Source organism: Terrisporobacter othiniensis (genome assembly GCF_000808015.1).
GTDB lineage: Bacteria > Bacillota > Clostridia > Peptostreptococcales > Peptostreptococcaceae > Terrisporobacter > Terrisporobacter muris.
In genome coordinates this window covers 1-18,860 of record NZ_JWHR01000129.1, presented here as the reverse complement: position 1 = coordinate 18,860, position 18,860 = coordinate 1, and the positions used below count along the sequence as shown (strand labels likewise).

The window sequence follows — 18,860 nt, the reverse complement described above, 5'->3', positions numbered from 1 at the left end:
TGTAATACTCACCAGATATATAAACAATATTTTTTCAACATTTTCAGTAAAACTTGATAATTTTTCATAAAGTAAATTGGAATTATATTTTTTTACATTTACATAAAGAGTAGATTATTTATTCCATAATAGTTTTCCCTGCCTTTTATAGTTATTTATTATAAAATTCAATATAATCATCTTAAGCATAAAGGAACTGATGAAATTTTAGCAACAATATTGCTCAATAATACCCTAGTATGTAAAAAAGCCATCTTGATTTTATCAAGATGGCTTTTTTACTATATTATTTATCTCCAAAAGCATCTGCCCAATCTTTTTTAAACTTCTCAATTCCTTGATCAGTTAATGGGTGGTTTAACATTTGGTAAACAAGCTTAGCAGGAACTGTTGCTATATGAGCACCAGCTAAAGCTGCATCTGTTACATGTATCGGATGTCTAACACTTGCAGCTATTATTTCAGTTTCTATTCCATGTATATCAAACATTTCTGCTACAGTTCTTATTAAATCCATACCATTAGTCGATATATCGTCTAATCTTCCTAAGAAAGGAGATACATAAGTTGCTCCAGCTCTTGCAGCAAGTAGTGCTTGGTTAGCTGAGAATATTAAAGTTACGTTAGTTTTTATTCCTTTAGCCGATAATACTTTAACTGCTTTTAACCCTTCTGCTGTCATTGGTATTTTAACAACCATATTTTTGTGAATTTTTACTATTTCCATAGCTTCTGCTATCATTCCCTCAGCATCATCACTATTTACTTCTCCACTTATTGGCCCATCTACTAAAGAGGCAATCTCTCTTACAACTTCTGTAAAATCTCGTCCTTCTTTGGCTATTAACGATGGATTTGTAGTAACACCACATATTACACCCATATCATTTACTTTTTTAATATCTTCCACATTTGCTGTGTCTAAAAATAATTTCATATTTTATTCTCCTTTATTTGTTTTTTTCTTTTGTATGTATATTATATTGTTCAAAAGCTAATATATATTATCTATAAATACTTGTATCTATAAATTTTTTATATATTAATTCTCCATTAATATTATAACCATAAAGATAGGTATTGGCTACATTTCCTTTAACAAAACTTACTGGAGTATATTTCTTTCCATCTAAAACACTTTTATTTGACCAAAATTCTACTGTAACTTGACCTCCTACTGTATATGCATGAATGTAAATCGGATAATCATAAGGATTCTTAAATCGTAAATTCTTACTTCCTGTTGCTAGTGTTGCATCCAATCCTCTTTGTACATAGGATACAGATTTGGAATGGTTATATCTTTCTGTTGGAATAATTCCAGCTTTTAGTTCTGCATTATATAGCGTAGTAGATACTTGACAAACGCCACCTCCTGGAGCATCTTTATGACTTCCATTTACTATAACAGGGGCCATATAGTATCCATTGTTAAGTTCCACAGGGCTAACCTTATCTTCGTAAGAGAACTCATCACCTGACATTAATAAAGTTCCATCAATTTTATTAGTTGCATTAGCTATATTTAATCCTCTATTGTAACCTGTTCCGCCAAAATATGTTGTAGCAGACGAAATCTTATAATCTACACCTTTAAGATCTTTATCATTTATCTTTGGTTTTATAGTTTTATATTGCTCTTTAATAACAATATCAGTTTTTCCAACTTCATTGCTATTTATTTTCTCTATTATATCATTCATTAATTTTTTGTCATCTATACTTTTTCCATTTTTACCTTTTATTATATTTAAATTATCACCATTCATTTCAAAAGTTGGTTCAATAGGCGCTATATGAGTATCAGCATAAATTTTCTTAACTTGTTCTTGTAAATAATTTTTATCAATTTTTATATTAAAATTATAATTTCTTCCCACACTTAAATATATTAAACCAAATTGTTCTAGAAAAGTTTTATCCTTACCATAACTCATTATTTCATTTTCAACTTTTTTTACATCCAACTCTTCTATTATATCTGATACTAAAACCTCATATTCTTTATCATCTACTTTTACAATTATTTTATTATTATTTATATTATCTACTATGGCATTTATCTTTTCATCTAACTCATTTTTATCTAATCTAGATACATCTTCTTCATACAAAGTTATATCTGGATAAACTAAGTTATCGTACCTTTTTGCACCAAAATACATTATTCCAATTAACAAAAAAAAGCATATAATTCCAATATAAATTTTCTTTTGTTTTTTACTACTTTTTTTATTTTCCTCTTCTTTTTCTTCTATTATTTCTTCTTTATTATTATCTAATTCTTTACTATTTACATCTTCTTTATCATTAAAAACATCCTTTTGTGTTATTATTTCTTTATCCTCATTTTCTTCTTTAATAACTTCAACTTTTTCCTCTTCTTTTTTTTCACCAATCTCTTCTTTATTATCTGCATTATCTGCCTTTACCACGTCGTCTTTTTCTTCTTCTGTTAATTTTTCTTTAGATTCTTTCTTCTGTTCAGCCTTCGCCTTTTGACGAGCCTTTCTTATGATGTCGTTATTATCATCGTTTCTCTCCATAATATCCCCCCTTTGATTTCATCATTAATAAATTGTATTAATAAAGTTAGACTTTATTCATTTAAAAATATTTCATTTTCGTAATCAATTATTTTATAGAAATTTGTATATAATAAAAATTTATGTTAATATAACTAGGTATAAATCATAAGAAAAAGGTGATAAAATGACAAAGTTCAAATATGCTTTTGATGATAATAAAAGATATCATACTTGGAATTACTATCTTAGAAATACATTTGGTGAAAAGGTATTTAAGGTTTCAATAAATGCAGGATTCACTTGTCCAAATATAGATGGAAAAGTTGCTTATGGGGGATGTACTTATTGCTCCAAAGAAGGTTCCGGAGATTTTGCTGGTAATCCAAAAGATGATTTAATAAAACAATTTAAAGAAATCAAAGAAATGATGCTTAAAAAATGGCCAAATGCAAAATATATTGGATATTTCCAAGCTTATACAAATACTTATGCACCTTTGGAAGTTTTAAAAGAAAAATATGAAACTATATTAGAGCAAGAAGATGTGGTAGGACTTTCTATTTCTACGCGCCCAGACTGCTTAGAAGACGATGTTGTGGAATATTTAAGCGAATTAAATAAAAGAACTAATCTATGGGTAGAGTTAGGTCTTCAAACTATCCATGACTCCACTTCCAAAATTATAAATAGAGGCCATGATTATAAAACATTCTTAGAAGGTGTAGAAAAGTTAAAAGCTAAGAATATAAAAATTGTAGTTCATATTATAAATGGGCTTCCTGGTGAAGATTATAATATGATGATGGAAACAGCTAAAGCAGTAGCTGATTTAAATGTTCATGGAATAAAAATTCATTTACTTCATGTTATAAAAGATACTCCAATGGCAAGAATGCTAGAAAAAAATATGATGACTTTAATGACACAAGAAGAATATGTAAATTTAGTTTGTGATCAAATAGAAATCCTTCCTCCAGAAATGATAATCCATAGACTTACTGGTGATGGAAAAAAAGAAGATTTAGTAGGACCTCTTTGGTCTCTGAAAAAATGGGAAGTACTAAATGCTATTGATGATACTCTAAAATCAAGAAACTCTTGTCAAGGTATAAAATACTTATCTTCAAAATAATAAATTTTCACATAAAAAAAGTCCTCGATAAAATTATTTATCAAGGACTTTTTTATAATTTATAATTATAAATTTTAAAGGGCAATATTATACTTGATTTGCAACCTTTCTAAGGTCTAAATCAAGATTTTCTTCGTCTGCAACTGGTATTTTAGTGACACTTTTAAGGGCTACTATTGCAGATACCATCATCAAACATACTCCAATTATTTTTACAATATTAAAAAGCTCTCCCATGATTATCCACCCAATTATTTGTGCAAATACTAATTCTATTGATGCTATTACACCGGCAACTGAAAGCTCAATTCCACTTTTCACGCCACTTGTATAACAAATATAAGCAAGAGCCCCTGAAAATAGTCCAAATCCTACTATATTTAAAACTACAGGCATATCTCCTATACTAACTCCCACCCTAACAAAGTTCACCTTACTTACAAGAATTAATGCACCTGTTAAAAATGAATAAATCATCATAGTTAAATTGTTTACTTCATCTAGTATATTTTTGCTTATTATAGGCATCAACGAATAAAGAATTGCTGCCATTATTCCACTTATAATTCCAACTGTACTTATATTTTCTAAATCTAAACTACCTCCAGTAACAGCAAGTATGGCTGCCACTACACATATAGTTAAAGATAATAGCTTCATTTTATTAATTTTCTCTTTATATATTATTCCCGAAAAAATTGTAATAAATATTGGCGAAGTATAAAGTAACACAGCTGCTACTGCACTTCCTGAACTTTTTATTGAATTTACATAACAGTAATTAAATAACCCTTGGCAAAGTATTCCTATAATTATTGAATAAATTAATCCTTTTTTTGATATTTTTAATAAACTTGGATTTTTTATAATTGCGTATATAACTAATATAATACACCCCATTGAAAGCCTTAAAAAACTTATTTCTTCTGTTGATAATCCTGCATTACTTAAGTTTGTTGTAAATAACCCTATACTGGACCAAAACAAACCTGCTAGTAATATGTATAAATAACCCATCTTTCTTTCCCTCCACCTGAAGCTTGACTCTCTATTTTTAACTCCGACCTCTATTATAGCAAGTATCATGCCAGAACTTAAGTTTTTATTTTATATTTCAATGACTGTAAAATAATTGAAATTTAGCCATTTCTCCTTATTATCTTTCTACAATAATTATTGAATATAAGTAATTTAACAATATAAGTTGATTTTAACTTATTATTCCAATATAATTAAGTTGTTTATGACTTATTTGTATTATAAGTTGTATTTAATATTTTTTTAAGTTAAAAATGACTTATGAAAGGGGTATATCCTTGAAATTTGGAGAAGAATTTTATAGAAAGGTCATGGATGCATCCCATGATGAGATTTGCGTTGCTGACAATAATGGTAATTTAATTTATTGTAATAAAGCATTTGAAAAAAACTATGGTATTAAAAAAGAAGAAATGCTTGGTAAAAATGTTAAGCTTTTATCCGAGAATGGGTATTCTACCGTTGGAGCTATACCTCAAGTTTTAATCACAAAGAAAACTAGTTCTATGGAACAGTTTACTAATACAGGGAAAAAACTTGTGCTAACTGCTACTCCCATATTTGATGATAATGGTGAAATCGAGTTTATAGTTGAAAATACAAGAGATATTACAGAACTTAATCAAATTAAAAACAAATTATCAGATACACAAAATGAAGTTAATAAATATAAAAATGAAATTGAAAATATATATAGAACCACACTTAAAATAGAAACTGATATTATTCTTACAGGAAGTGTTATGAGACCTATACTGAATACAATCAATCAAATTTCAAAAACTAATGTTATAGTATTACTTCTTGGTGAATCAGGTACTGGAAAAACTTCATTAGCTAGATATATACATAAAAATAGTAGAAGAAATAATAATCCATTTATAACCATTAACTGTGCAACTATTTCAGCAGAACTTCTTGAGTCTGAGTTGTTTGGGTATGCACCAGGTGCTTTCACAGGTGCTTCTACTAAAGGAAAGGCTGGTCTTGTAGAACTAGCTCATGGCGGAACTTTATTTTTAGATGAAATTGGAGAGATTCCTCCAAGCCTTCAAGCAAAGTTTCTTCAATTAATTCAAGAAAAAACTTTCACTCCTGTGGGAGGTATCAAAGAGAAAAAAGTAGATATTAGAATAATCTCTGCCACAAACTGTGATTTATTAAAGAAAGTAGAAGAAAAAACATTTAGAGAAGATCTTTACTACAGATTAAATGTTATTCAATTAAAAATTCCTCCTCTTAGAGATAGAAAGGAAAATCTTATTGAACTAATTAAATATTATTTTAATAAATACTGCTTTGAATTTAACATAAATAAGATTATAACAAAGGATGCTATAAAGTTAATTTCTCATTATCACTTTCCTGGAAATATTAGAGAACTTCAAAATATTATACAAAAACTTGTATTAACATCTAACAGCCATGTTATTACAGAAAAAAATATACCTAAAGATATTTTTAATTATAACTTTGACTATAATATAGAAGATAAAGATGATTTTTTTAATGAACAAGATTTTGACTCTTTAATGGAATCATACGAAAAAGAGATTATTTCTAAAACTTATAACCATTGTAAAAGTTCATATAAGGTAGCTAAATGTTTAAACATATCTCAATCTAAAGCTAGCAGATTAATTAGAAAATATAATTTATAATAAAAATACACTCCCTTCATAGTAACAGTTTTATTATTTAAACTATCTACTATAAAGGGAGCATATCATAATTTAGAATCAAGCTTTTTATTATAAATTTTCTAAAAATTCTTCTATTTTTCCCAGTAAGAAGGTCTTTCTATAAATACTGGTAATTTTGTTTTTGAATTTCCTCTTGCACTATTTATTTGGGATTGAGTAAGATACATAGTATTTTCTAGGTTGCATCCTCTAATATCTGCATCTCTCATATCTGCCCCAATAATAATTGCTCCACTTAAGTCTACGTCTTGTAAATTTGCTCCTATTAATAAAGTTCCTGCCAAGTTTTCTCCTATTAGTTTTTTTCTTCTAAGATCTTTTCCTATAAAATCAAAACCTAAAGGCATATCATTTTTTCTTTTATGCTGTTTGTTTTTTATTAAATTTGATCTAACTTCTTTTAAAAGAGAATTTACTTTCATTCTATGAGCTTCAATATTTATATTTAATATATCTTTTCCAGAAAGATTAGTAAGATTTTCAGTTTCTTTTATCATAAGATTTATTCTAATTCTCATATCTTCACTTTCTGCAAAAGTAATACTATCATACAAGTACCAAATCATTTCTTGCAAATTTTTAACTACTACAAAAACATCATACATTTCCTGTGATTGTTGCGGTGAATTTTGCCAACTCAAATTTTTATATGTATACTGAGCAACCTTTTGACCAGCTCCAAAACAATCATAGTTAATACATCCTTTAAGATTATTTTTGCTTAAGTCTTTATGTATTTTACAAGTAAAATCTTTACTTAAGTTCATACAAGGCTCTCCCGAAACTTTGTCTTTTGGAAAACCATCCATTTTAGAAAAATATAAGGCTACACAACAAAATCCAAAACATTTACTACAATCTATTTTTAAATTTTCATAAGACTTTTTATCATTATAATTTCTATACTTCATCTTTTCTCCTATTATTTAGCAAATTTATTATAAAAATTCACTAACATTCCTTCTTTTATATCTTCTACTTCATTTATACACCTTAATTCTTCTAATATTGATAGGGCGAAAGTTAAAGCAGTTGCTGGCCCTCTACTAGTTATTATATTATCATCAACTACTACAACCTCATCTTCTACGTAATTAACTTTCTCTTTATCTTGAATAAAACCAGGGTATGAAGTACATTTTTTTCCTTCAAGTATATTAAAATATTCTAAAGTTTCTGGGGCTGCACAAATAGCAGCAACAATTTTTTTCTTTTCATTCATTTTTGTAATTAATTCTTTTACACAATCTACTTTTAAGTTCTCTGCTCCTGGTAGTCCTCCAGGAAGTACTACTCCATCATAATCTTCTTTATCAATATCTTTAATATTACAATCAGATTTTATTATTATATTATGAGTTCCTCTTACATACTCGTCTTCAATAGAGCACATCTTACAATCTACATTAGCCCTTCTAAGTACATCTACTACTGAAAGTGCCTCTACTTCTTCAAAACCATCTGCTAATAAGACTAATACTTTTTTCATTTTATTCTCTCCTTTATTCGTAGTAATAATTTTCAATTGGAATCATTATCATATTGAATTTTTTTTTCATTCTTGCTATCATTTAATAGATAGTTATTATAAGCAAAATCAAGAAAATTCATATATATTATTTAGCTATATATAAAACTTATGAGGTGAATCAATGTTAATAAACACACATTTTATTATATCTAAATCTGTATTAGATAATCTAGAATCAAATAAATCTTTCTTTCTAAGTGAGAAGAATTTTATTTATGGTAATATTAAACCAGATATTTCTTCAAAATATGTACTTAATAAGCATTATTTAGAAGAGTCTTTATCTATGGTTCTTGAAAAAATCAAATATCTATGTCAGTTAACTTTAGATTCTTTAAAAAAATATTTTTCCATAAGTAAATTAAGTCAAGAGCTGGGTGTTATTTGTCATTTTTTATGTGACTTTTTCACTACTCCTCACAGCGAGCGCTGGGAATTTACTCATAGTATGAATAAGCATGTTGTCTATGAAAAAGAACTTGCTTCTTATGCTAAAGAAATGGATTTTTCAAATTGTGATTTAGATTATGAAATTAATCATAGTGTGGAAGAATTTTTCCATAATCTATATAAAAAATATAAATCTAGTTGTACTAGCTATGAAAACGATTTAAAATTTTCATCATATATTTGTAATATTATTGTAAATCATGTACTAGATTCAATTTTAATTAATACAGCAAATTCTTATACATTAAAAAACTGTGTATAATAAATAGGACTATTATTTAGTCCTATTTATTTTTTTAATCATTTCTATACCATCTTTTACACTATTAACTACATAAGATGCACTTTCTTTTACTTCTTCATTTGATTTATTCATGGCAAAACTATATTTTATATTTTTTAGCATACATATATCATTAGGTGAATCTCCCATAGTTGCAACTTCCTCCAATGACACATTATATTTTTTACATATATGTTCTATTCCATGACGTTTAGATACATGATTAGGAACTATATTTAAAGTATAAGGTCCTGATAAATAAATATCACATACTTCGCCAAATTCACTTTTATAATAATATTCTAATCTTTTAAGTTCATCCATATTATCTGAAACTATTCCCACATTTCCTACTAGATTATCAAAATTTTCTTTTTTAAATATTTCTTCGTCTAAGATGTAGTCCTTAGTGTAATGACTGAAAACATCTTCTCCTCCACTTAAAACTATCTCCCCATTATATTTTAGATAAATATGAGCTAAATTCGATTCAAATCTATTTATAATTTTTCTCACTAAATAATCATCAATTGGCTCTTTAAAAATTAAGTTTTCATCTTTGTCAAAAATAAATGAACCATTTTCACAAATAAAATATCCATTTAACTTAATTTTATTACTTATCATATCGCATGCCTGTTTAAATACTCTTCCCGTTGCCACATGAAATATTACACCTTCTTTTTCTATTTCCTCTATGGCTTTTACATCTTCATCGCTAATTCCATCATTATAAAGAGTTCCATCTAAGTCACAAAATATATGTCTTATCATTTTTCCTCCTAAAATCTATATTATATTTAATAATTCTAGTCTTAAGTCGTTTAATAAAGTTTTACAAGCTCTATATCTAATTTGTTGTCTATCACCATTAAATATGTATTTTTTTACTATAGTTTTATTATTTATTTTAATTCCCATATATACAAGTCCTACAGGTTTTTCTTCACTTCCACCTTCTGGTCCTGCTATTCCTGTTGTAGATAGTCCAATATTTGTATTGTGTCTTGATGCCACACCTTCAGCCATTTCTTTTGCACACTGCTCACTTACTGCTCCAACAGAATTTAGTGTTTCTGATTTTACACCTAAGCTCATTATTTTAGCTTCATTTGAATAAGTTACACATCCTTCCATAAAAACAGAAGATATTCCTGGGTAATTTATTAAAGAAGAAGATACCATACCTCCTGTACAAGATTCTGCTACAGCTATAGTTAAATTATTTTTCACTAGAATTTTCGCAACTTCATCTTCTATAGTTGTTTCATCTTCTCCATATACAGCTTCCTTAAATCTATTTTTTATCTCCTGTGCTACTGGAAGTATTAATCTCTCTGCTTCCTCAATATTTTTTCCCTTTGCTGTTATTCTTACAGTACACTCTCCATCCTTTGCATAAGTGGCTATAGTAGGATTTATTTGTTTTTGTATTAAATCAAGTAAATCATTTTCTACCTTTGATTCTCCTATACCAACTATTCTAAGAACTTTTGACTTAAGTATATCTTTGCTACCTTTTTGCAAGAATGGTTTTACAAAGTTGTCAAACATAGGCTTCATTTCTCTTGGAGGACCTGGCATTACAATTATAGTTTTACTTTCTTTTTCCATAATGCACCCTGGAGCTGTACCATATTCATTTGGTAGTATTGTAGAGTTCACTGGAAAATAAGCTTGCTTTTTATTATTTTCTGTTGGTGTTCTTTTCATTTTATTATATATTTCTATAATTTTGTCCCATGAAGGCTGGTGAAACTCCATTTCCAAATTAAAATATTTTGCACAGACTTCCTTTGTAAGATCATCTGCCGTTGGACCCAACCCTCCAGTTAGTATTACTAAATCACTTCTTTTAAAACTTTCTCCTAACTGATCTAATAATCTTTTTTCATTATCTCCTACAGTTATTTGGTAATATACATCTACCCCCATATTTGCAAGCTCATTTGATAAATAATGAGTATTTGTATTTAGTATATCTCCTAAAAGTATTTCAGTACCTACAGTAATAATTTCTGCTTTCATTAATATCACCTTCTTATTTATTTTAGAATGATGGTGGTGTCATTGCACAAACTAATACACATTTTTCATCACCATAATTTTCATACACATGAGGAATTTTGCTATCAAAATAGAAACTATCTCCTTTTTCCAATATATATTCCTTATTTTCTAATATTATTTTCATTTTTCCCTCTATTATATATCCACATTCTTCTCCTTTATGTGAAACTAAATCTTTATTTATTTTAGTTTCTTCATTTAATGTAATTAAGAGAAATTCTATCCTTTTATTATTTAAGTTTGGCATTAACAATTCATAAGATTTTGTAGAATCATTCGTATTAATGGACTTTCTATCATTTCTTCTAACTACTACCTTTTCTTCTATATTTTTATCATCTTCATCAAAGAAATATCCAATATTAACTTCTAATACGTTAGCAATCTTCCACATAACTTTTATTGATGGTACTACCATATTTCTTTCAATCTGACTAATAAGTCCTGTACTTAGACCACTTTCTTTTGATAAATCTGTAATACTAAATTTCTTACTCTTTCTTAGTTCTCTGATTTTTTGACCAACGTCTATATTCATATCAATATCTTTTTTCATTTTTCACTTCCTTAATAACCTTCTTCCCCTTAAATATTTTTCAATATATTAAATTTTCAAATTAATTTGCATGTAATATTTTTCATATTTTCACAAATATAATACTACATATATTTCCAATTTATATTAAAGATGATAAAAATTCAAGCAAACTTAAAAAGTATTTATATTATTTAATAAATTCGTCTATAAAATTATATTTTTTAAATATATTTACAGTATTTTATTAATATTCTTAATATTTTTTCAATATATTGAAATCTAACTAAACTTATATTACAATTATAGTAATTTCAATATATTGAATTTATAAAAATTTATGGGAGGTTATTATGAAAACATTGATTAGTTCCGATAATATATGGGTATTATGGGCTTTTATTACAGGATGGGCAGCTTTTAGTATTTATTTAGAACAAAAATTTGAATGGGCTTCTAAAGTTTCAGGAGCTATTATCGCCCTTATAGGTGCATTAATCTTCTCTAACTTAAAAGTTATACCTACAGAATCTGTAGTTTATGATCAAGTATGGTCTTATGTTGTTCCTCTAGCAATAACATTACTTCTTTATCAATGTAACATTACAAAGATATGGAAAGAAAGCGGAAAAATGTTGGTATTATTTTTAGTTAGTTCCATAGGTACTATGCTTGGATCTACTTTAGGCTTTTTACTTTTAAATAAGCATATTCCTGAATTAGCACAAATAGCTGGTATGATGACTGGCTCATACATAGGTGGTGGTGCAAATTTTGCTGCCATGGCAAGTGCTTTTGAAATTCCTGGAGATCTAGTTTCAGCAGCAGTAGTTTCTGATAATTTATTAATGGCTCTTTATTTCTTTGTATTAATATCTATTCCATCTATAGCTCTATTTAGAAAAAAATTTAAACATCCTCATATAGATGAAGTTGAAAAAATAGGAGTAAAAGAAGGTGAAACAGCTGCATCTTCATACTGGAAAAGTAAAGAAGTATCTTTAAAAGATATAGGATTTTGTATAGGTTCTGCTTTTATTATAGTTGCTGTATCAGTAAGCTTAGCAGAATTTTTATCTTCTATTATTCCAACGTCTAATGCTTTCCTAAAAATACTTAATACTTTACTTGGAAATCAATATTTAATAATAACTACAGTTACAATGCTTTGTGCTACTCTTAAATCCGACTTCTTTGGAAACTTAGGTGGAGCTCAAGAAATAGGTACATTTTTAATTTATCTTTTCTTTGTTGTTATAGGTGTACCTGCATCAATATCATCTATAATAAACAATTCGCCTCTTCTATTAGTGTTTTGTTTAATAGTTGTTCTAATAAACATGTTAGTAACATTTGGTGTAGCAAAATTATTCAAGTTCAACTTAGAAGAAGCAATTTTAGCTTCTAATGCGTGTATAGGTGGACCTACAACGGCTGCAGCTATGGCTGTTTCAAAATCTTGGTCTAAACTTATAGCACCAATTATGTTAATTGGAACTTTAGGCTATGTAATTGGAAATTACTGCGGTATCATAGTTGGAAACTTTTTAATGTAGTAAGTAGACTATTTATGAAAGAAGGGGTATTATGATATTTGATTGTCACTCAGATACTTTCACTCATATTACTTTAAAAAGGGCTGAAAATGAGCATAATATTTTTAAAAATTATCATTTAAATAATTTTAAAAAAGGTAATGTTTGTGGTGGTATCTTTGTTATATGGATAGATCCACCTTATGATAATAATCCATCTCTTAGAGCAGAAGAAATAGTAAATGCTTTAAAAGATGAGATTAAAGAAAGTAAAGATGTTATCAATGTAGTTAAATCATATAGGGATATTGGGAAAGGTTTTGCTAAAAGTAAAGTTGATATTGTAATTGGCATGGAAGGTTTAAGTCATATAGGTAGTGATATTGATAAAATTAATTATTTTTATGATGAAGTTCATGCAAGACATGCTTCTCTTACTTGGAATGAAGGAAATGAATTAGCTACAGGTGTTTGTGGTGATAATAATAGAGGATTAACTTTAGCTGGTAAAAATGCTGTTAAAAGATTAGAAGACTTAAATATGTTAGTAGATGTATCTCATCTAAACGAAAAATCTTTTTGGGACTTAATCAATATAGCTTCAAAACCAGTAATAGCATCACATTCCAATGCAAAATCATTATGTGATGTAAAAAGAAATCTTTCAGATAGTCAATTAAAATCTATTGCAGAAAGTGGAGGTGTAGTTGGTCTCAATGGATTTAGTGGATTTGTAAGCCACGATAAAAGTAAACAAAATCTAGAAGGCTTTGTAGATCATATAGATTATATGGCTGACCTAATAGGTATAGATCATGTATGCTTAGGATTTGATTATTGTGATTATTTAGAAAGCAATACACTTTCTTCCTTTTCAAAAGATATAAATAACCCTAATGTAAAAAATCTTCAATGCGCTTCTCACTCCAACAACGTTACAAAGGAACTTAGAAAGAGAGGTTATTTTGAAGATGAAATAGACAAGATAACTCATAGAAATATCTTTAGAGTTATGGAAAATGTTTTAGGATAAAAATTCACTTTACTCAAAGAAAAGAGGAATGTTACCTTTAGTACATTCCTCTTTTCTTTTGCAATAAACCACAATATTTAAAAATTAAGCCCCTTGTGGTACTTTCAGATTTACCAACTTAAACATATAATTACTACTATAAAAAATAAATTTGCTACTAAAAACAAGTATATGGAAATTATTTGCTTGGTTAAATCTAAATGCTAGTGGCAAAAAATAAAATATAGTAATTTTAATCTTATGCTACTTATACATGAGATATATTGAGGAGTTGTTAACTATGAAGAAAAAAGTGGCTGTTTTAATGGGTGGAATGTCTACTGAAAGAGAAGTTTCTTTAAATTCAGGAAGAGCTGTTCTTAATGCTTTAGATAGAGATAAATATGAAGTACATGAAATAATATTAAATAATAAAATGGACGTTATAAATAAAATGCCAGAAGGAATCGAGTTTGCCTTCTTAATGTTACATGGTAAGTATGGTGAGGATGGTACTATTCAAGCCATATTAGAATCCATGGACATACCTTACTCTGGATGTGGTCCTTTAACTTCTGCCATGTGTATGGACAAAAACATAACTAAAAAAATGTTAAGGGATTCTGGTGTGCCAACTGCAAATTGGACTATAGCAAAATCAATAGAGGATATAGACTATGATAAAATAGAAAAAATGGGTTATCCAGTCTTTATAAAACCAAATAGTGGTGGATCTTCTGTTGCAACATTCAAGGTTGAAAGAAAGGAAGATGTTGAAGCTGCTGTAAAGGCTGGTTTAGAAGTTGATGATGTGGTAATGATAGAAGAATATCTACCAGGAGATGAATACACTTCTTTTGTTTTAGATGGTGAGATTTATCCAACAATAAAAATATCAAGCACTACAGGTTTCTTTGACTACGAAGCAAAATATTCAACTGGTGCTAATGCAGCAAAAGAAGAAATAGTTTATTTAGGTGATGAATTGCAAGAACAAATTAATAAAGCATCTAAAACAGTTTGGGATATCTTCTACTGCAGGGCTTATGTAAGAGTAGATTTCATATTATCAAATGGAAAATTTTATGTTCTTGAACTAAATACCCTTCCAGGAATGACAACTACAAGTTTAATTCCAAGAAGTGCTAATGCTAAAGGTTTATCTTACAGTGAATTAGTAGATAAAATAATGGAGACGTCAGTGAAATAACAGCCTAGACTAAAATAAGTTTATTTAATATAATTACCTTATATATTAATAAAGCTTAGAGGTGATAATTTGTTATTCTCCGATTTAATAATTAATGAGAATGAACCAATATATATTCAGATAAAAAAATATTTGGAAGAAATGATTTCAAAAGGTCTTCTTCCTCATAACTCTAAGCTTCCTTCCACAAGGGAGCTTAGTTTACTTTTAAATGTAAGTAGAAATTCTATTGTCTCTGCTTATGAGGAGCTAAAGTCTGATGGTACGATTTATTCAGTTTCTGGAAAAGGAACTTTTGTAAATAGTGATAATAGCGTTAATAATAGTCATTGGAATATAAATTATAAAAACTTTGAAAATGATTATATGAAAACATGCAATGATATGGACATTATGAAAAGCGAGATTCGTTGGAAATCAGGCCAGATTTCTTTTAAAAGTATATCTCCTGATGGTGATTTGTTTGATATGGAAGAATTAAAAAAATCTTTTTTAAATAGATTTAATTTAGAAGGCCATAAATTGCTTAATTACGGTTATGCTAGGGGATATAAACCTTTAATAGATTATTTACATGATTATATGAATAAAAAGGGTGTAAATACTACTAATAAAGATATTTTGATAGTCAATGGCTTTACAGAAGGGTTGAATGTTATAATCTCAACACTTACTAATAAAGGAGATTATATACTTTGTGAAAATCCTACACATAATACCTCTATCAAAATAATGAAATCTTATGGTTTAAATATTATTCCCATGAATATAGATGAAAATGGTCTTGATTTTGATGATTTAAATGAAAAATTAAAAAAACATAAAGGAAAAATAAAATTTTCTTATATTACGCCTTCTTATCATAATCCTACAGGTATGGTTATGTCTCCAGAAAATAGATATAAGTTTTATAATTTAATGAAAAAAAATAATATACCAACTATAGAGGATGGATTTAACGAAGAACTTCTTTACTCTTCTTCTCATATTTTCCCCATCTGTTCTTTAGATAATAATAGTAATGGTGTTATTTATATTGGTAGTTTTTCTAAAATACTATTTCCAGGACTTCGAATAGGATGGGTTTTATGTGATAAAAATCTTATAGATCGATTAGAAAGTGTAAAAAGATGCACTACTATTCATGTTTCTTTCTTAGATCAGGGTATTCTATATGATTATTTACAAAATGGTGCCTTCGAGAAATATATAAAGAAAACTAGAAAGTTTTATGGCGATAAATTTAACTTTGCTAAACAGTGTGTTCAAAAATACATAAAATGCGATTATATCTTAGGAGATGGTGGTCTTCATTTATTTTTAATTTTCAAAAATTTGGATACTAGAAAGCTTCTAGATGAATGCTATAAAAAAGATATAATCTTTATGCCTGGTGATTTGTTTTATATTGATGATAAAGGTAAAAATACCATTCGACTAGGACTATCTCGATTATCTGATGATGATATAGAAAAAGGAATTAAAATTATAGGTGAAACTATAAAAGAATTAGAATATAAATAAATTACGATTTATAATTATGATAGAAAATGCGTAAACATTAAAGTTTACGCATTTTTTATGTTATATTTGACCATCTTTCACTAACTCAAATGTACTTTATAATAGGTTTGTATTTTTCAGTATTCCTTTTTTATATTAAAGGCTTCCAAGCAATATACTTTATATGTTATAATTAAGTTATGTATTATACTTTACTTTTTAAGATTAATTCATAATAAGTAAATTTAAGTTTTAATGGAATAATACTAATAACAAAATTTATTTTGATAAATATACATAGGGAGGAATCTTTTAATGGCGAATATAAATCTTAATAGACAAGAATTAGAAAATATATATGGTCAAATAAGTCCTTTTGAGTTTAAAAATAAACTTATAGAACTTGCAACCATATCAAATAGAAAAAGTACTAGAACTTTACTTGATGCTGGTCGTGGAAATCCAAACTGGGTTGCTGCTACACCTAGAGAAGCATTCTTTACTTTTGGTCATTTTGCAATAACAGAAAGTAGGTTTTCTTGGGATAATGGTGACTTAACTGGAATTCCTAAAAAAACAGGAGTATATAATCGTTTTTGCAAATTTATAGAAGAAAATTCTTCTATGCCAGGAGTAAGCGCTTTAAAAGAAATTATAGATTATGGTATAAATGATTTAAATTTCAATGCAGATCATTTTTTACACGAATTAACTGATGCAATAATTGGAGACAACTATCCTTTCCCTGACAGAATGCTTATTCATATAGAAAAAATAGTTAAAGAATATTTAAAAGCAGAAATGAAATATGACTTGGACAAAGGTGGAGACTTTAATGTATTTGCTGTAGAAGGTGCCACTGCAGCTATGTGTTATATATTTGACTCATTAATCGCAAATAATCTTCTTCTTAAAGGTGATAAAATTGCTATTATGACTCCAGTTTTTACACCTTACTTAGAAATACCTCATCTTCCTAGATACGAGTTTGAAGTTGTGTATATAAACTCTGATGAAGTTGATGAAAAAGGTGAACACACTTGGCAATGTTCCGAGAAAGAATTGGAAAAATTAGCTAATCCAGATATAAAGGCGTTATTTGTAGTTAATCCAAGTAATCCACCTTCTGTTGCCATATGTGATAAGTCTATCTCAAAAATAGTAAACATAGTTAATGAACATAACCCTGATTTAATGATAATCTCTGATGATGTTTATGGTACTTTTGTTCCAGGATTTAGATCTTTAATGGCAGACTTACCATACAACACTATCGGAACTTATTCTTACTCAAAATACTTTGGTGTTACAGGATGGAGACTTGGTACTATTGCTTTACATGAAGAAAATGTATTTGATAAATTAATAAAAGAACTACCTTATTCTATAAGAAAAAGAACTAATAAAAGATATGCTGATATGAATCCAATACCAGAAAATGTACCTTTTATAGATAGAATAGTTGCTGATAGTAGACAAGTTGCCCTAAACCACACTGCTGGACTTTCTACTCCACAACAAGTTCAAATGGCATTCTTCTCTGCTTTCACTCTTATAGATAGAAAGAATGAATACAAGAAAAAAACTATGGATATATGTATTAGACGTAAAAATTTATTATTTAACTCTTTAGGTTTAGAGTTAAACAATGATGCAAATGATGCTTGTTACTATACTCAATTTGATTTATTGCAATGGGCTGAGAAAAATCACGGTATAGGATTTGCTAATTACTTAAAAGAAAATTATAAACCTGTAGATATATTATTTGATTTAGCTCAAGATTCATCAATAGTTTTACTTGGTGGTGGTGGGTTTGCTGGTCCTGAATGGTCAATTAGAATTTCACTTGCTAACCTTTATGATGAAGCTTATGCAACTATTGGTATAGCTTTAAGAAGGATACTTGATGATTACGTAACTAAATGGAAAAAAACTTTATAATAAATATATAGGAGAGGTAACATAACCTCTCCTACTTTTATATATTAATGCTATCTTTTTATATGTTTAAAATAACTTAAAAACTTGTCCTTTTCTTCTTCATTTACAAAAGAGCTACAAGGTATAATATGAACTGGACTCAATTTTCCAATATATAGTATGATGCTTCCATCAACTTCTTTAATATTATCTATACCTTTTATCCTTTGCTCTGTTCTCTCTTTATTATTAGTTACAATAATATGCTCATCATTTATTTCTAAAGTTCTTTCTCCAATCAAAGTTGGTCTTAAAGTTAACAGTGCATTTATTTCTTTATCAACTTTAGATTTTAAAGATTTATTTATTACAAAGCAACATATAATATAAACTGTAACTATGATTAA

The 18,860-nt window shown here is 27.8% G+C and carries 17 protein-coding genes; 8 read left to right on the top strand and 9 right to left on the bottom strand.

What is annotated here, in order from left to right; genetic code table 11:
* Positions 1 to 286 precede the first annotated feature (286 nt).
* Both fsa and QX51_RS16145 read right to left on the bottom strand, forming a co-directional pair.
* Positions 287 to 937 (bottom strand): fructose-6-phosphate aldolase, encoded by a 651-nt coding sequence (fsa, locus tag QX51_RS16150; protein ID WP_039680934.1) that lies wholly within the window; start codon positions 935 to 937, stop codon positions 287 to 289.
* Between the two features lie 67 nt (positions 938 to 1,004).
* Positions 1,005 to 2,546, bottom strand: coding sequence for a VanW family protein (locus QX51_RS16145; RefSeq protein WP_039680933.1), 1,542 nt, complete (start codon positions 2,544 to 2,546; stop codon positions 1,005 to 1,007).
* A gap of 166 nt (positions 2,547 to 2,712) precedes the next feature.
* Between QX51_RS16145 and QX51_RS16140 the strand changes: the two genes are divergently transcribed.
* A complete protein-coding gene (locus QX51_RS16140; RefSeq protein ID WP_039680932.1) occupies positions 2,713 to 3,660 on the top strand; it encodes a tRNA modification radical SAM protein MnmL/YtqA in 948 nt (315 codons plus the stop codon).
* Between the two features lie 87 nt (positions 3,661 to 3,747).
* Here the strand turns inward: QX51_RS16140 and QX51_RS16135 are convergent, their stop codons facing one another.
* Positions 3,748 to 4,677 (bottom strand): DMT family transporter, encoded by a 930-nt coding sequence (locus QX51_RS16135; RefSeq protein WP_039680931.1) that lies wholly within the window; start codon positions 4,675 to 4,677, stop codon positions 3,748 to 3,750.
* A 299-nt stretch (positions 4,678 to 4,976) separates the two neighbouring features.
* On the opposite strand from QX51_RS16135, the gene QX51_RS16130 reads away from it, so the two are divergent.
* Complete coding sequence (locus QX51_RS16130; RefSeq protein ID WP_079764821.1) at positions 4,977 to 6,359, top strand: sigma-54 interaction domain-containing protein; 1,383 nt, start codon at positions 4,977 to 4,979, stop codon at positions 6,357 to 6,359.
* 113 nt (positions 6,360 to 6,472) lie between these two features.
* On the opposite strand, the gene QX51_RS16125 is transcribed toward QX51_RS16130, so the two are convergent.
* Both QX51_RS16125 and QX51_RS16120 read right to left on the bottom strand, forming a co-directional pair.
* On the bottom strand, positions 6,473 to 7,312 hold the full coding sequence (locus tag QX51_RS16125; RefSeq protein ID WP_039680930.1) for a pentapeptide repeat-containing protein: 840 nt from the start codon (positions 7,310 to 7,312) through the stop codon (positions 6,473 to 6,475).
* Between the two features lie 11 nt (positions 7,313 to 7,323).
* Positions 7,324 to 7,890 carry a DJ-1 family glyoxalase III gene (locus tag QX51_RS16120; protein WP_039680929.1) on the bottom strand — a complete coding sequence of 189 codons (567 nt, stop codon included), beginning with the start codon at positions 7,888 to 7,890 and terminating at the stop codon, positions 7,324 to 7,326.
* A 163-nt stretch (positions 7,891 to 8,053) separates the two neighbouring features.
* Between QX51_RS16120 and QX51_RS16115 the strand changes: the two genes are divergently transcribed.
* Positions 8,054 to 8,644 carry a zinc dependent phospholipase C family protein gene (locus tag QX51_RS16115; protein ID WP_039680928.1) on the top strand — a complete coding sequence of 197 codons (591 nt, stop codon included), beginning with the start codon at positions 8,054 to 8,056 and terminating at the stop codon, positions 8,642 to 8,644.
* A gap of 12 nt (positions 8,645 to 8,656) precedes the next feature.
* On the opposite strand, the gene QX51_RS16110 is transcribed toward QX51_RS16115, so the two are convergent.
* The 3 genes from QX51_RS16110 to QX51_RS16100 are packed head-to-tail and all read right to left on the bottom strand — an operon-like array spanning position 8,657 to position 11,291.
* Entirely contained in the window at positions 8,657 to 9,439 is a 783-nt protein-coding gene (locus QX51_RS16110) for a Cof-type HAD-IIB family hydrolase (RefSeq protein WP_039680927.1), read from the bottom strand.
* A 15-nt stretch (positions 9,440 to 9,454) separates the two neighbouring features.
* Positions 9,455 to 10,693 carry a competence/damage-inducible protein A gene (locus QX51_RS16105; RefSeq protein ID WP_039680926.1) on the bottom strand — a complete coding sequence of 413 codons (1,239 nt, stop codon included), beginning with the start codon at positions 10,691 to 10,693 and terminating at the stop codon, positions 9,455 to 9,457.
* A gap of 22 nt (positions 10,694 to 10,715) precedes the next feature.
* Complete coding sequence (locus QX51_RS16100; RefSeq protein ID WP_082007855.1) at positions 10,716 to 11,291, bottom strand: cupin domain-containing protein; 576 nt, start codon at positions 11,289 to 11,291, stop codon at positions 10,716 to 10,718.
* A gap of 332 nt (positions 11,292 to 11,623) precedes the next feature.
* Here QX51_RS16100 and QX51_RS16095 point away from each other — a divergent pair, with 332 nt between their 5' ends.
* The 5 genes from QX51_RS16095 (at position 11,624) to aspD (ending at position 18,474) form a co-directional block, all read left to right on the top strand.
* Positions 11,624 to 12,826, top strand: coding sequence for a DUF819 family protein (locus QX51_RS16095; protein ID WP_039680925.1), 1,203 nt, complete (start codon positions 11,624 to 11,626; stop codon positions 12,824 to 12,826).
* A gap of 31 nt (positions 12,827 to 12,857) precedes the next feature.
* A complete protein-coding gene (locus QX51_RS16090) occupies positions 12,858 to 13,838 on the top strand; it encodes a dipeptidase (RefSeq protein WP_039680924.1) in 981 nt (326 codons plus the stop codon).
* A gap of 280 nt (positions 13,839 to 14,118) precedes the next feature.
* The gene (locus tag QX51_RS16085; RefSeq protein ID WP_039680923.1) at positions 14,119 to 15,027 is read left to right on the top strand and encodes a D-alanine--D-alanine ligase; all 909 of its coding nucleotides are present in this window, start codon (positions 14,119 to 14,121) and stop codon (positions 15,025 to 15,027) included.
* A gap of 69 nt (positions 15,028 to 15,096) precedes the next feature.
* Positions 15,097 to 16,551: a MocR-like pyridoxine biosynthesis transcription factor PdxR gene (pdxR, locus tag QX51_RS16080; RefSeq protein ID WP_039680922.1), complete on the top strand. Its 1,455-nt coding sequence runs from the start codon at positions 15,097 to 15,099 to the stop codon at positions 16,549 to 16,551.
* Between the two features lie 294 nt (positions 16,552 to 16,845).
* Positions 16,846 to 18,474, top strand: coding sequence for an aspartate 4-decarboxylase (gene aspD / locus QX51_RS16075; protein WP_039680921.1), 1,629 nt, complete (start codon positions 16,846 to 16,848; stop codon positions 18,472 to 18,474).
* Positions 18,475 to 18,524: 50 nt separating this feature from the next.
* Here aspD and QX51_RS16070 read toward each other — a convergent pair.
* On the bottom strand, positions 18,525 to 18,860 hold a 336-nt coding region (locus QX51_RS16070), incomplete at its 5' end, for a YcxB family protein (protein ID WP_039680920.1).

What these genes read in the sequence shown, in the direction of transcription:
- fsa (WP_039680934.1), bottom strand. Translation starts at nt 937, where the DNA reads ATGAAATTATTTTTAGACACAGCAAATGTGGAAGATATTAAAAAAGTA.
- QX51_RS16145 (WP_039680933.1), bottom strand. Translation starts at nt 2,546, where the DNA reads ATGGAGAGAAACGATGATAATAACGACATCATAAGAAAGGCTCGTCAA.
- QX51_RS16140 (WP_039680932.1), top strand. Translation starts at nt 2,713, where the DNA reads ATGACAAAGTTCAAATATGCTTTTGATGATAATAAAAGATATCATACT.
- QX51_RS16135 (WP_039680931.1), bottom strand. Translation starts at nt 4,677, where the DNA reads ATGGGTTATTTATACATATTACTAGCAGGTTTGTTTTGGTCCAGTATA.
- QX51_RS16125 (WP_039680930.1), bottom strand. Translation starts at nt 7,312, where the DNA reads ATGAAGTATAGAAATTATAATGATAAAAAGTCTTATGAAAATTTAAAA.
- QX51_RS16120 (WP_039680929.1), bottom strand. Translation starts at nt 7,890, where the DNA reads ATGAAAAAAGTATTAGTCTTATTAGCAGATGGTTTTGAAGAAGTAGAG.
- QX51_RS16115 (WP_039680928.1), top strand. Translation starts at nt 8,054, where the DNA reads ATGTTAATAAACACACATTTTATTATATCTAAATCTGTATTAGATAAT.
- QX51_RS16110 (WP_039680927.1), bottom strand. Translation starts at nt 9,439, where the DNA reads ATGATAAGACATATATTTTGTGACTTAGATGGAACTCTTTATAATGAT.
- QX51_RS16105 (WP_039680926.1), bottom strand. Translation starts at nt 10,693, where the DNA reads ATGAAAGCAGAAATTATTACTGTAGGTACTGAAATACTTTTAGGAGAT.
- QX51_RS16100 (WP_082007855.1), bottom strand. Translation starts at nt 11,291, where the DNA reads ATGAAAAAAGATATTGATATGAATATAGACGTTGGTCAAAAAATCAGA.
- QX51_RS16095 (WP_039680925.1), top strand. Translation starts at nt 11,624, where the DNA reads ATGAAAACATTGATTAGTTCCGATAATATATGGGTATTATGGGCTTTT.
- QX51_RS16090 (WP_039680924.1), top strand. Translation starts at nt 12,858, where the DNA reads ATGATATTTGATTGTCACTCAGATACTTTCACTCATATTACTTTAAAA.
- QX51_RS16085 (WP_039680923.1), top strand. Translation starts at nt 14,119, where the DNA reads ATGAAGAAAAAAGTGGCTGTTTTAATGGGTGGAATGTCTACTGAAAGA.
- aspD (WP_039680921.1), top strand. Translation starts at nt 16,846, where the DNA reads ATGGCGAATATAAATCTTAATAGACAAGAATTAGAAAATATATATGGT.